We start from the raw sequence: 12,590 nt of genomic DNA, 5'->3' as shown, positions 1-12,590 counted from the left end.
ACAACTTGTCGGAATGTTTTATTACTAGCTGCAAATTTAATCACCTTTATTGTTTATAAATGTTAAATTCATATTGAAAATCTTTTTCAACGTCTTTAACTATCTTTATCAAATCAGATTCTTTAAGAGTGATTAAATATTTTAGCTTAATAATTTTTAAGTCTTTTCTTGTATTGCCAATCAATACAAATTTTATATTTTTGAAAAAAGGCGAATTTGATATCTTTTTTAAAATAATATTATTATCTCTTAAAGAGAATAATATTATTGTTTTGATTTGAGGAGTGATGAATGTTTTTATGTAAGATATGTTTTTTTCGTTTATCAGGGTAATATTAATATTTTTTTCTTTGCTTTTTTTTTCTAAGTATTCAATATCTTCGTTATTTAGGGATTTGTCTCTAAATAGTAATGTTTTTGATAGGTCTATTGATTCCCCGCTAAGCAGAAAATCAATAGACTTTTTTAGAGAAAATTTTATTTTTGACAGATAAAAAATTTTATCTTTTATAATTTCGTTATTTAGTATTTCATTATTTGATTTATGGGTTAATAGTATTTTTTTTATTGTTTTAAGCTTGTCTTTTATAATTTTTAAATTTTTATCATTTATGAATAGGATTTCATTTTTTACGAATGGAGTGTTTTGAATTTCAAAAAAATATTCGGTTGCATCTGAAAAAATTATTGCATAATTAAATTGTTTTTCAATAATGGAAGATTTTTTACATCCTTGTGTTAGGATTGCTAAGAGCAATATTATAATAAGCGTTTTTGGGTCAGGCATTTTATTCCCACGTATTCTTATTATTAATTGCTATAAATGCTATAAATATTAAAATTAATGTAAATATTATGAACGCATGGATGCGCATATTGGTTAGAATTAATGTTTTTAAAGTGGCAATAAATAGTCCTAAAAATAGAATAGGAGAAAGAATGATTTTATATTCTTTTAATGAGTATTGTTGGCATTTTTTAATTTTCTTCTTAAAGATTATTGCTGAAGAAATCAATTCCATTGCATTAAGTATTGGTAGTTCGATGTATTCATAGATTCCAAAAATTTTGCTATTTAGAATGATTATTTCTAGGTTTTTAGAAAATATTAGTCCAAATGCGAAATATATAAGAATTGTTAAATTTTTTTCAAGTGAAGAATTTTCATTTAGAGTAAAAAAAAATAGAAATATTAATAGTGGGAATATATAGTAGTATAGATGTTCTTTGATAAATATTGAAATTCCCAGACTTGTTCTTGATGCGTAATTTAATTCAAATAGTCTGTATAGAATAAATTCTTGAGTTAAATAAAGAAAACAAAAAATTGTGATTGCAAAAAATATTACTAAAGCGTGGGCTTGAATATTTTTTGTTTGACTTTGTCTTAACTGAGTATTCATATAAATTTTTAATATTAGTGGCAGACTTGTTAATAAAAATAAACTCATTCTAAGTACAATTCTACTTTTAAATGTTTTTTAAATCAATCGATTGTCTAAAAACTTGTATGATTTTGGGTATTTATTACTTTTTCAAACATTATGCTTAGAATTTACTTTTTAGTCAATGTATATTAAAATTAAGTATCAATATTGATTATTAATTGATTTAGGAGTATATGTTTTTTAGATGATAAATAGAAGTGCCAATAGAGATAGGGATAGGTCCAGATCAAATGACAAGGAATTGAGGATTAATTACAGAATTAAGGCTCGTGAAGTAAGAGTTATTTTTGAAAATGGAACACAAGAGGTTTTGCCTATTGAGGATGCTATTAAAAAAGCAAAAGAGTCTGGACTTGATTTGGTCGAGGTTTCTCCCAATGTGTCTCCCCCGGTTTGTAAGATTATTGACTATGGGAAATATAAATTCCATCAAGAAAAGCGGCAGAAAGAGCAAAAAAAGAATCAAAAAGTAATTAAGCTTAAGGAAGTTAGAATGCAGCCCAAGATAGATGCTCACGACCTTGATTTTAAGTCAAAAAACATTTTAAGTTTTCTCAAAGATGGTAATAAGGTTAAAGTTACAATAAGATTTAGAGGCCGTGAACTTGCTCACACATATTTAGGGTATGGCATTTTAAATAACATCCTTGAAAAAGTAGGGGATGTGAATTACGTTTTGGAATCTGCAGCTAAAATGGAAGGCAAAACAATGTTTTTGATTGTAGCACCTAAGTTTAAAAAATAAATATTAAATTAAAGGGGATAAAATGGCAAGTAATAAGATGAAAACACGCAAAAGTGCAAAAAAAAGGTATTCTTTTACTGTAAATGGGAAGGTTAAGTATAAAAAACAAAATTTAAGGCATATTTTGACAAAAAAATCTTCTAAGCGTAAGAGAAATTTAAGGAAATTGGGCAATCTTTCTTGTTTTGAAGTTAAAAGAATAAAAACTTTATTACCTTATGGTTAAAATAATTTTTAGGAGATAGGTATGGCTAGAGCTAAAAGCGGCACAGTTCACGTTGCAAGGCGTAAAAGAATTTTAAAAAAGACAAAAGGTTTTTGGGGTACAAAAAAGAGTAACTATAAAAAGGCTAAGGATACCTTGAGAAAGGGTATGATGTATGCTACAAGAGATAGAAAGGCTAGAAAAAGAAATTTTAGACGATTATGGATTTCAAGAATTTCGGCTGCTTTAAGTGATACTGGGGTTAGTTATTCAAGATTTATTGCTGGACTATTGAAGTCTAATATAAAAATTAATAGAAAAATTTTGTCTAATTTGGCGATTGAAGATGTTGAAGCTTTTAAAAAAATTGTTTTAGAGATAAGAAGATAAAAAATCACAACTCCTGGGAGGTTCAATTTTAAGAATTAGAGTTATTTTTTTGCGACATCTCATTAAATTTAGGAATTTGAATATTTTTAGTCAATGGTAGCCAAAAGCAACTCAGAGGTTAAGAATAAAAATTCCGCCTTGAAAAATAGCGCTAAATAAAAATATTCTTATGTTGGCTTTTTGGGAGTTTAATTTATTTTAAGGATATTGCTGTGCAGCTTATTTCTCTTAATAATATCGAAAAGCAAGAGAGTTTTATTTATTATAGAAATGTATATTTTGCTGATGTTGTTTATAGGTATAATGGCACCTTAGAAATCAAAAAAGTAAAGTTTATAATTGAGGTAACACCCTTAGGAGAAAAGCATGTTACTATTGATTTTATAGATCTTTTAAATTATCCTGTTTTAAAGTTAATGGTTGCAATTAAAAGGCATGTAATTGATTTGGAATTTAAAGGTAAGCTTCCTTGATTTTAGAATTTAAATCAGAAAAAAAAATGATAAATTTTTCCAAATCTTTTTTTTATCCTTTGCCAATTGGTAAAATATTTGTTTTAAGTGGTGATATGGGATCTGGAAAAACTAGTTTTTTAAAGGGGCTTGCTTTCAATCTTGGTATTTCTTATTTTACAAGTCCAACTTACAACATTGTTAATGTTTATGATTTTGTAGATTTTAAGTTTTATCACATTGATCTATATCGTGTTTTTTCTTTAGAAGAATTTGAACTTATTGGAGGATTGGAAATACTTATGGATCGCGACTCAATTATTGCTATTGAATGGCCACAAATTGCTTTAAGCATTATTCCAAAAGACAGATTATTTTCTTTGGCTTTTAAAATAGTTGGTTCGGGAAGGGTTGTAGAATTTAATGATTAATGTGCTTGCGTTTGAATATTCATATAAAGCATTAATAGTTTATTGTATTATTGACAATAAGGATTTTTCATTGGTTGAGCTTAAGTCAAATTTTAATTTTAGTATTCCAAAAATTTTTAATGATTTTGTAATTAAAAATAACATTGATCTTAATCAAATTAAATTAATTGTAAATTCTTGTGGACCTGGTTCTTTTACTGGCCTTAGAATTAGTTTAAGTTTTGTTAAAGGCCTTGCTTTGGGTCTATGTATTCCTTTTGTTAATATTTCCACATTAGATGTTTTTGCAAACTTGGTTAAAAACAATTCTAGCGCAATCGTGTTAACTTTTACTGCTGGTAAATATTTTTTGGGGCATTATAAAAATTGTGAATTGGCGGGGAAGATTTTATGTTTATCCAAGGAAGATTTGTTTGAATATCTAAATCGGGCTGATGTAAATTCAGTGCTTGTTGGAAATAATCTTGAGGATGTTTGTAAAGAATTTAATTATAAATTTAAAATTATTGAAAATTTAAGTTCATTTGGAAAAATTTTAACAGAACTTGGGATAGCTAAATATTTAAAAAATCGTAAAAGTGATAATATTTTTTCAGGGCCTCTTTACATAAGGCAAAGTGATGCGGAAGTTAATTTTCATTCTTAAAATAATGACTGAATAGTTTTTTAATTTTGCTTATATTGTGCTTGTCTTTTAGTATTGATTTTTTATTTTCTTCTATAATAAATTCATAAATTTCAGATCTAAATATTTTAATGTTTGCAGGAGCCTTAATTGCTATTTTAACAGTATCCTTTTTTATCTCTAATATTAAAACTTCAATGTTAGAGTTTATTTTAATACTTTCATTTATCTTTCTTGACAATACTAGCATCTTTATTCCTTGAAAACTTTATGGTGTAACGAGTATTTTTCATTTATGCATATGGCTTGCTTTCCAAGTAATTTTTTTTTGTTTATTATTATTGGTGCTTTTAGGTTAGCTGTAATGTCTTTATAATCATTAACGTGCATATTAATTATGCATAATATAACTTTTTCATCTTCTTCTTTTGCTTTAATGTCAAGCCAATCTTTTTCCTGGATATCTGGTAAGTATTCACTTAAAAAATTAAAAGGAGATGTCACTAAAAAGCTCACGTCTTTATTAATGGATTGCATAATAGAAAAAGGCTTATATTTAGAGTCTTTTATTGTAAATTTTTTAATGTTTTCAAATCCAAGTATTCCTTCGGGGAAATCAAATCCTATACTTTTTTCATTTATCATTCTATTTTATAAAATCTAATAAAGTTGTTTGCATTATTTTAGCAGAGATTCCTAAAGATACTTGATAAGCTAGGCTTGTCATATTTAAATTAGTTATTGCTTTTGTTACGTCAAGATCGGTGTATTGGACCATGTCTTCTTTCATGTCTGCGGTTTCTTTGCTTATTCTTTCATAGCTTCTATCAAGTCTATTTTCCTTTGCTCCAAGATCTGCAACCGATGTAAGTAATCTTTTTAAGCTCTCATCAATTTCTGCCAGACTTCTACTTCCAACAAGCTCTTCTTTATTGTTGTAAAGAGTGTCTCTAAGTTCAATAAGTGCATCGAAAATAGACCTACCTCTAACTTCTGTGCTGCTAGAAAGGTTGTAAGGAGGCAATTTGGTGTCATTGTTTTTAGTAAGTATTCCAAGTGTTTGTAAAACATTTGATTCTTTTGCTTCTGTTATCCAAATTTGGTGTGGGGTTGTAGTTTTAATAGATAATGAGTTTAAAACTGGATCAATACTTGCTTCAACAGGTGCTGAGGATTCATTAATTTTTGCAACAATGTCAAGAGCAGTATCTCCTGCTGTTAGTCCTATTTCAACATTGTCAATATAAATTTTTGTATTTTCTTTTACAGTAAACCCAGTAGTGTTTGTTGATGAGATAATATTTTGATTTTGCAAGAAAAATATTTTATTTCCAGGATAATTATTTGATATATGTATTTCATTGTATACTTCTGTTTCCTTTTCAGCTTGGTTTCCGTTGTATTCCACTTTGATTATTTGGGGACCTTCACCGTCTTTGCTTATTTTACTTATTTTGTTTTCTCTGGTTACTTTAAATGCTTCGCTATCAATTTTGGTTCCTGAGAATATGCTGTATCCATCAGGCCCTTTAGCGTTTGCTATTGCAATAGCATCTTCTAGTAGCGCATTTACTTCTTTGGATATCATTTTTTTGTCATCTGCTTCGTAAGTTCCGCTTGCTCCTTGAATGGCAATTTCTTTAGCCCTTGTTAAAATATTTGTAAGAGATTGTAAGTAACCTTCTGTATACCTTAGTTTGCTTTTAGAAATGCCAATATTTTTTATGTATACATTCAGCTTGAATATGTCGTTATCTAGTCTTATTGCGTGAGTAACTCCCGTTGGATCGTTTCTTAGTTTAACAATCCTTTTTCCGCCTTTGTATAAGTTTTCTAAAAGCTTTGTAATTTTAGACTCTTGATCTGCTACAGAGGTTTTAAAATTTTCATATGTTAATGGATGGCTTACTCTATTTATCATACTTATACTCCCATTTTATTTATTACTGTGTCTATTAATTCGGTAGAAACAGCGATAAATTTACTTGCTGCAATAAATGCTTGTTGAAATTCTATCATGTTTGCAAGTTCTTCATCTTTATTTACCCCAGAAATAGACATTCTTAGATCTGTTAAATCTTTTAATATTTGAGATTGGCTTTCTTTTGTAATTTCTGATATTTGCCCTTTTATTGCAATATTCGATGCTGTATTTGCAAAGTAATCATTTAGTGTTAAATTTTTACCGATCATGATCTGATAATTTCCAAAAGAGGAGATTCTCAGCGCTGCTTGGTTATCTCCAGTAGATACTTCATTTGTTGGATTTTTAATTCCCGCTGTTATTTTTGAAGGATCTAAGTCTATTGTGTCTGCAACTTTTATCCATGCTGCAGGATTTTTTAGAGGCGTTATCGAATAATTGGAGCTAGGCGTTAACTTGTCTGTTGTGTTAACATTTCTATAATCATAAGCCCCTTCAGGTCCAGATGCATTTAATATTCCTGTATATTTTGTTAGGAATAATCCAGAATCTTCTATATATTTTATTCTAAATGTTATGTTCTCATCTTCTTGTTCTTTAACTGCTTTGATTTCAAGCTTGCCTTCTGAGTTAATTCTTGCTGTAACTTGTGCGTTGGAATTGTTTATTTTATTTATAACATCTTGAACTGTGTCTGGAGCATTGTAAGGTATTTCTATAATTTCATTGCTATTTGTAGCCTCAAATTTAAGAGTTCCGTAAAATCCCAATTTTTCTTCTGGGAATATTTCGTTTGTGCTATTAATTTTGAAAATATGAACAGAATCAAATTGGCCTTTTCCGTTAGTATCATACCGGCCTCGATCATCGGTTAGCTTTAGTTCTTGAGCAAAAAAGCCCCTTCCATTTTTTTTGTCCATTCCATATCCTGTTTCGTGTATTTCGTTAACAATCTCTATAATGTTGGCAGCCATATTATTTATTTCATTGATTTCATTTTTAACCTCTTCATCTCTTATGTCAAGCAAAGATCCCAGTTTTCCCGTTTTAAGGTGAACTTTGTCATTATTTGCCCATAGAATGTTCCATCTAGTCCTGGTAGGTCCGTTTGTAGCTTCTAGTTTAAATTCATTAGCAATTGAACCTTGTACAAGGTGTCTTCCTTCTGAGTGAATTAGAAATTCATTGGGATCTTGTTTGTTTTCAATTGATATGCTTATTAAATTGCCCAATTTTTCGACCATTAAATCTCTTGCATCCATTAAGTCATTTGGATTGTCTTTCATTGCTTGAGATTTTGAAATTTGTTTATTAAGATTTGCAATATTTCTAATGTAATTGTTTGCCTCATCAGTTGTAATTTTTATTTCATCGTTTGCCATTATGTAAATTCTTTCAAGCGAATGGAATCTACTTCTTATTGATTCACAAAAAGATTTACCCCTTTCTAGAATTATTTTTCTTTCTGCTAAACCTTGTGGTTGATTTGCCAAATCGTGCCAACTTTCCCAAAAATCATTTAATCTTTTTCTTATTGATTGATCTTCGGGTTCGTTATAAACATCTTCTAACATTGATATGAACTTGTCTTGTGAAGTCCAATATCCTAGTCGGTGTGATTCTTCAATGATTCTTGTGTTAAGTAGTTCATCTTTTACTCTGTCTATAGATTGAACCACAATTCCTTGGCCCAATTGTCCTTGCTTTTTAGCTCTGTTTAATTGCGGAGCATAAAGAGGAATTTCGGTTTTCATTGTTACTCTTTGCCTTGAATACCCAGGCTTTGTAGCATTGGATAAATTGTGACCAACTGTATTCATAGCATCTTTGTGTGCAAATAAACTTCTTTTGCCAATTTCTATTCCCGAGAATGTTGAATCCACTCTAAACTCCTTTAAAGTTTTTTATTTATTAAAATGGAAGCTTCGTTTAAGCGTCCAAGCTTTGGCCCGTAAGGGTTTTTGTAAGTTACATTTTCTACACTTTCTTGAATATCTTGAAATATTATTGCTAACATATCAAGGGATGTATTTACATAGTTTTGTATTATGTAGTTTAAATTTTTGATATTAAGTATTCCAATTTTTAATTTGTGTAGGTATTCGTATATTTCTTTTTTGTAAATTGTAGTCAATTTTTCTACAGCTTCGTAAGTTGACCCAAAGTTTTCATTTTTGGTAAATTTTTTCCAAATTTCGTCTCTTTTGCTTTCAATTTCTTTAAAACTTTCAAGTGATATTTTTGTTTTGGTTGCAATCTCTTTAAGTTCTACTTCATTTTTATTTTCAATAGTTTCTTTTATTTTCAAGTATAATCTATATATTTCTTCTACTAAGAGAATTTCTTTTTCTAAAACTTCTTTTAGTTCAATTTCAAGTTTTGTTTTCATTTTTATAAAATTAATTATAAGCTATTATAAATATATTTACAAATCAATTCTGTCTTTTAATTATGTTATAATACATTAAAGTATGAGTAAGCTTTTTGAGAGAGATGATGACATTGTAGCTCTTGCAACCCCTTTTTTAAGTAGTGCTTTATGTGTGATTCGTAGCAGTGGTATTTCTTCTATTTCTAAATTTTCTAAAATCTTTTCAAATCATACAGCTCTTAATTCAGCATCCGGGAATACGATTCATTACGGTTATATATTAGATAATGAGAATAATTGTAAGGTAGATGAAGTTGTTGTGTGTTTATATAGAGCACCAAAGAGCTTTACTGGTCAAGATGCTGTTGAAGTTATAGCACACGGTTCTTTGATTGGGATTAAAAAGATTATAGATTTGTTTTTAAAAAGTGGGTTTAGAATGGCTGAGCCTGGCGAATTTACTTTACGTGCATTTCTTGCTAAAAAAATTGATCTTACAAAGGCAGAAGCGATTCATGAGATTATTTTTGCCAAGACCAATAAAACTTATTCTCTTGCAGTTAATAAACTTTCTGGAGCTTTATTTGCTAAAATAGACACAATAAAAAAATGTATTTTAAATTTTCTCTCAGCTGTTAGTGTTTATCTTGATTATGAAGTTGATGAGCATGAGGTTAATATTCCTTTTGATTTAATTTTAAGTAGCAAGACCGAGCTTCAAAAATTAATTAATTCTTATAAGGTTTATGAAAAAATTGATCACGGTGTTACTTTGGTTTTAGCAGGGTCTGTTAATGCTGGGAAGTCTTCGCTATTTAATTTGTTTCTCAAAAAAGATAGATCAATTGTTTCTTCATATCCTGGGACTACAAGAGATTATATTGAAGCAAGTTTTGAGCTTGATGGCATTTTATTTAATCTTTTTGATACAGCAGGACTTAGAGATGCTGACAATTTTGTTGAGAGATTGGGAATTGAGAAAAGCAATTCTTTAATAAAAGAAGCATCTTTAGTAATTTATGTGATCGATGTTAGTTCAAATTTAACAAAAGATGATTTCTTATTTATTGATTCAAATAAATCTAATAGTAAAATATTGTTTGTTTTAAATAAGATAGATTTAAAGATAAATAAATCTACTGAGGAATTTGTTCGTTTAAATGTATTGAATTCTTCAAATTTAATAATGATTAGTACTAAAAATTTGGAAGGGATAGATATTCTTTATGACAAAATAAAGACATTAATCTCTTATGAGAGAGTAGAAATTGGTTTTGATGATATAATAATATCATCAAAACGGCAAATGCAACTTTTAGAGAAAGCTTATTCTTTGATTTTGGATTTATTGAGCAAAATTGATCGCCAAGTAAGTTATGATATGTTGTCATTTGATGCTTATGAAGTTATTAATTGTTTGGGAGAGATAACAGGAGAAGTTAGTAGTGAAGATGTTCTTGACAATATGTTTAAGAATTTTTGTTTGGGGAAATAAATATGGATTTTGATGCAATTGTTATTGGAGGAGGGCATGCAGGGATTGAAGCTGCTCTTGCTCTTTCAAGATTAAGTTTTAAAACTTTAATGATTACTCAAAATTTAGATACAATCGGTAAGCTTTCTTGTAATCCTGCTATTGGTGGACTTGCTAAGGGCAATATGGTTAGAGAAATTGATGCTCTTGGCGGCGAAATGGGTCGTATTATTGACTTTAGCATGATTCAGTTTAGGGTTTTAAACAAAAGTCGTGGTCCTGCGGTTCAAGCTCCGCGTGCTCAAGCTGATAAATTAATGTACCAAACTAAGGCTAAAGAAACTTTAGAGCGTCAAGATAATCTTGATCTTTTTCAAGATACAGTTGTTGATTTTCTTCTTAATTCTATGAGAAATGAGATTGAAGGTGTTGTTACAGAGAGAGGTAATAAGTTTAGATCAAGCGTTGTGGTGCTTACAACAGGTACTTTTCTTAGAGGTAAAATATTTATTGGCGAGTATAGAGCTAATATGGGTAGACTTGCTGAATTTTCTGCTTATGGGCTTGATAAAACTTTACTTGGCCTTGGATTTGAAATGGGTAGGCTTAAAACGGGTACTCCAGCAAGAATTCATAAAAAAAGTGTTGACTTTTCAAAGACTGAGGTTCAATTTGGAGATTCAGACATTATTCCCTTTTCTTTTTCAAATGGCAAGTTAGACAAATCTCAACTTTCATGTTACGTGACTTATACCAACAAAAAAACTCATGAAATAATTAGTGAGAATATGCATTTGTCACCTCTTTATTCTGGTGAGATTGTAGGCAATGGCCCAAGATATTGTCCTTCTATTGAAGATAAAATAGTAAAATTTAAAGATAAAGATAGGCATCAAATTTTTATTGAGCCTGAAGGTTTTAATACTGAAGAAATGTATCTTAATGGTCTTAGTTCTTCTTTGCCTGAAAATATTCAGCAAAAATTGATTAACAGTATTGAAGGTCTTGAGCATGCTGTTATTACAAGGCCTGGGTATGCTGTTGAGTATGATTATATAAATCCAATCGAGCTTTATCCAAATCTTGAGAGCAAAAGAGTTAAAGGACTTTTTATAGCAGGTCAGACCAACGGTTCTTCAGGTTATGAAGAAGCAGCAGCTCAAGGCTTAATGGCCGGAATTAATGCTGCTCTTAGGCTTCAAAATAAAAAGCCAATGATTTTAACAAGAACTAGTTCTTATATTGGAGTTCTTATTGACGATCTTGTTACTAAAGGCACTAAAGAGCCTTATAGAATGTTTACTTCTAGGGCTGAGCACAGGCTTAATTTAAGACACGATACTAGTGATAAGCGTTTGATTAAGATTGGATATGATCTTGGGCTTGTTGATGAGGAGAGATATTCAAAATATCTTTTTAAGGAGAGGAGAGTTGAAGAGATAAAGGAGCTTTTAAGGAAAAGGCGTCTTAGTTTAAAAGATGTTCCTGACGAACAATTAAAAAAGCATATTAGTAAAGATTTTTACCATATTTTAAAAGATCCTTCTATTAGTTTAGATAATCTGATAAAAATTGATCCAAGTTTAAGTGATTCAAAAATAATTTTAGAGCAAGTTGAATTAGATGTTAAATATGAAGGTTATATTAATAGACAAAAAGATTTGATTAAAAAACTTAATAATTTGGAACTTGTTAAGCTTCCATTTGATTTTAATTACGAGATTATTGAAGGCCTTTCAAGAGAAGCTCGAGAAAAATTCTCTAAGATTCAACCAGCTACTCTTGCTCAAGCAAGTCGAATTCCTGGAATAAGAAATACAGATATTACTGTTTTGTTAATATATTTTTCAAATCCTAAAAATAAGGTAGTTATAAATTTTTCTGTATGATAAGTGATATTGAATCTGTTTTGTCAGAACGTAATTTTCACTTTACTTATAAGGATCTTGAGAAAATAAATTTATACATAAAGAGACTTTTACTTTTAAATAACAGATTTAATTTAATTTCCAATAGTAATAGCAATTTTAATTCTATACTTAATCTACACGTCATGGATTCTCTTTTAGGATTACCTACTATTCAAGATATTAATCCTTCTGAAATTCTTGATGTTGGAAGTGGCGCTGGATTTCCAGGTATTGTTTTGGCTATTTTTGATACTTATAGAAAATATTATCTTTTAGAGAGAAGTAAAAAAAAATCTACTTTTTTGGAAATGATAAAGTTAGAACTTGATTTAGAAAATGTAAAAATTTTAGAATATGAGATTGAAAAGGAAAAAAAGAAGTATGAATTTATTACGATTAGAGCTTTTAGGAGCCTAAATGAATACGCTTTAGTTTTAAAGAATCTTTTAAAAAGTGGGGGATTGATTATGGCGTATAAGGGCAAATTTGATAGAATTAGTTTCGAAATTAATCAAATTAAAGATTTGTTTAGTAAAATAGAGGTGAAGTCTTTAAATTCAAAATTAAGCGTAGATAGAAATTTGGTTTTGTTGTACAGATAATAATATTATGATC

General features: G+C 29.1%; 16 protein-coding genes. 9 read left to right on the top strand and 7 right to left on the bottom strand.

All coding sequences use genetic code 11. The features are described 5' to 3' along the window. Positions 1–46: 46 nt before the first annotated feature. Both DB723_RS00930 and DB723_RS00925 read right to left on the bottom strand, forming a co-directional pair. The gene (locus DB723_RS00930) at positions 47–787 is read right to left on the bottom strand and encodes a hypothetical protein (protein ID WP_151551464.1); all 741 of its coding nucleotides are present in this window, start codon (positions 785–787) and stop codon (positions 47–49) included. A gap of 1 nt (position 788) precedes the next feature. Further along, positions 789–1,451, bottom strand: a complete 663-nt coding sequence (locus DB723_RS00925; protein WP_188093256.1) for a hypothetical protein — start codon at positions 1,449–1,451, stop codon at positions 789–791. Between the two features lie 181 nt (positions 1,452–1,632). Between DB723_RS00925 and infC the strand changes: the two genes are divergently transcribed. The 6 genes from infC to tsaB all read left to right on the top strand — a co-directional run bounded on the left by infC (position 1,633) and on the right by tsaB (position 4,317). Continuing rightward, entirely contained in the window at positions 1,633–2,193 is a 561-nt protein-coding gene (infC, locus tag DB723_RS00920; RefSeq protein WP_151551462.1) for a translation initiation factor IF-3, read from the top strand. Positions 2,194–2,215: 22 nt separating this feature from the next. Beyond that, positions 2,216–2,419: a 50S ribosomal protein L35 gene (gene rpmI, locus DB723_RS00915; RefSeq protein WP_151551460.1), complete on the top strand. Its 204-nt coding sequence runs from the start codon at positions 2,216–2,218 to the stop codon at positions 2,417–2,419. Positions 2,420–2,440: 21 nt separating this feature from the next. Continuing rightward, complete coding sequence (gene rplT, locus DB723_RS00910) at positions 2,441–2,788, top strand: 50S ribosomal protein L20 (RefSeq protein WP_151551458.1); 348 nt, start codon at positions 2,441–2,443, stop codon at positions 2,786–2,788. 212 nt (positions 2,789–3,000) lie between these two features. Continuing rightward, the gene (locus DB723_RS00905) at positions 3,001–3,261 is read left to right on the top strand and encodes a hypothetical protein (protein ID WP_151551457.1); all 261 of its coding nucleotides are present in this window, start codon (positions 3,001–3,003) and stop codon (positions 3,259–3,261) included. After that, positions 3,258–3,671 (top strand): tRNA (adenosine(37)-N6)-threonylcarbamoyltransferase complex ATPase subunit type 1 TsaE, encoded by a 414-nt coding sequence (tsaE, locus tag DB723_RS00900; RefSeq protein WP_151551455.1) that lies wholly within the window; start codon positions 3,258–3,260, stop codon positions 3,669–3,671. Before DB723_RS00905 ends, tsaE begins: the two co-directional genes overlap by 4 nt. Further along, positions 3,664–4,317: a tRNA (adenosine(37)-N6)-threonylcarbamoyltransferase complex dimerization subunit type 1 TsaB gene (gene tsaB, locus DB723_RS00895; RefSeq protein WP_151551454.1), complete on the top strand. Its 654-nt coding sequence runs from the start codon at positions 3,664–3,666 to the stop codon at positions 4,315–4,317. The genes tsaE and tsaB overlap by 8 nt, the downstream gene beginning before the upstream one ends. Here the strand turns inward: tsaB and csrA are convergent. From csrA to DB723_RS00870, 5 genes are read right to left on the bottom strand one after another with little or no spacing between them, the layout of a single operon-like run. Further along, a complete protein-coding gene (gene csrA / locus DB723_RS00890; protein ID WP_151551452.1) occupies positions 4,301–4,546 on the bottom strand; it encodes a carbon storage regulator CsrA in 246 nt (81 codons plus the stop codon). The genes tsaB and csrA overlap by 17 nt on opposite strands. Positions 4,547–4,548: 2 nt before the next feature. Further along, positions 4,549–4,941, bottom strand: a complete 393-nt coding sequence (gene fliW, locus DB723_RS00885) for a flagellar assembly protein FliW (protein WP_151551451.1) — start codon at positions 4,939–4,941, stop codon at positions 4,549–4,551. Between the two features lies 1 nt (position 4,942). After that, positions 4,943–6,217 carry a flagellar hook-associated protein 3 gene (locus DB723_RS00880; RefSeq protein ID WP_151551449.1) on the bottom strand — a complete coding sequence of 425 codons (1,275 nt, stop codon included), beginning with the start codon at positions 6,215–6,217 and terminating at the stop codon, positions 4,943–4,945. A 2-nt stretch (positions 6,218–6,219) separates the two neighbouring features. Further along, entirely contained in the window at positions 6,220–8,103 is a 1,884-nt protein-coding gene (flgK, locus tag DB723_RS00875; protein ID WP_151551448.1) for a flagellar hook-associated protein FlgK, read from the bottom strand. 11 nt (positions 8,104–8,114) lie between these two features. Continuing rightward, a complete protein-coding gene (locus DB723_RS00870; protein WP_151551446.1) occupies positions 8,115–8,609 on the bottom strand; it encodes a flagellar protein FlbF in 495 nt (164 codons plus the stop codon). An 82-nt stretch (positions 8,610–8,691) separates the two neighbouring features. On the opposite strand from DB723_RS00870, the gene mnmE reads away from it, so the two are divergent. Genes mnmE through rsmG form a run of 3 tightly spaced genes read left to right on the top strand, consistent with a single transcriptional unit; the run spans position 8,692 to position 12,577 of the window. Continuing rightward, entirely contained in the window at positions 8,692–10,086 is a 1,395-nt protein-coding gene (mnmE, locus tag DB723_RS00865) for a tRNA uridine-5-carboxymethylaminomethyl(34) synthesis GTPase MnmE (RefSeq protein WP_151551445.1), read from the top strand. Between the two features lie 2 nt (positions 10,087–10,088). Continuing rightward, on the top strand, positions 10,089–11,954 hold the full coding sequence (gene mnmG, locus DB723_RS00860) for a tRNA uridine-5-carboxymethylaminomethyl(34) synthesis enzyme MnmG (RefSeq protein WP_151551443.1): 1,866 nt from the start codon (positions 10,089–10,091) through the stop codon (positions 11,952–11,954). Further along, entirely contained in the window at positions 11,951–12,577 is a 627-nt protein-coding gene (gene rsmG, locus DB723_RS00855) for a 16S rRNA (guanine(527)-N(7))-methyltransferase RsmG (protein ID WP_151551442.1), read from the top strand. Before mnmG ends, rsmG begins: the two co-directional genes overlap by 4 nt. The last annotated feature ends 13 nt before the right edge of the window (positions 12,578–12,590 follow it).

The organism is Borrelia maritima (assembly GCF_008931845.1).
Taxonomy (GTDB): domain Bacteria; phylum Spirochaetota; class Spirochaetia; order Borreliales; family Borreliaceae; genus Borreliella; species Borreliella maritima.
The sequence above is the reverse complement of the archived record's forward strand: the minus strand, read 5'-3'. Positions and strand labels throughout refer to the sequence as shown.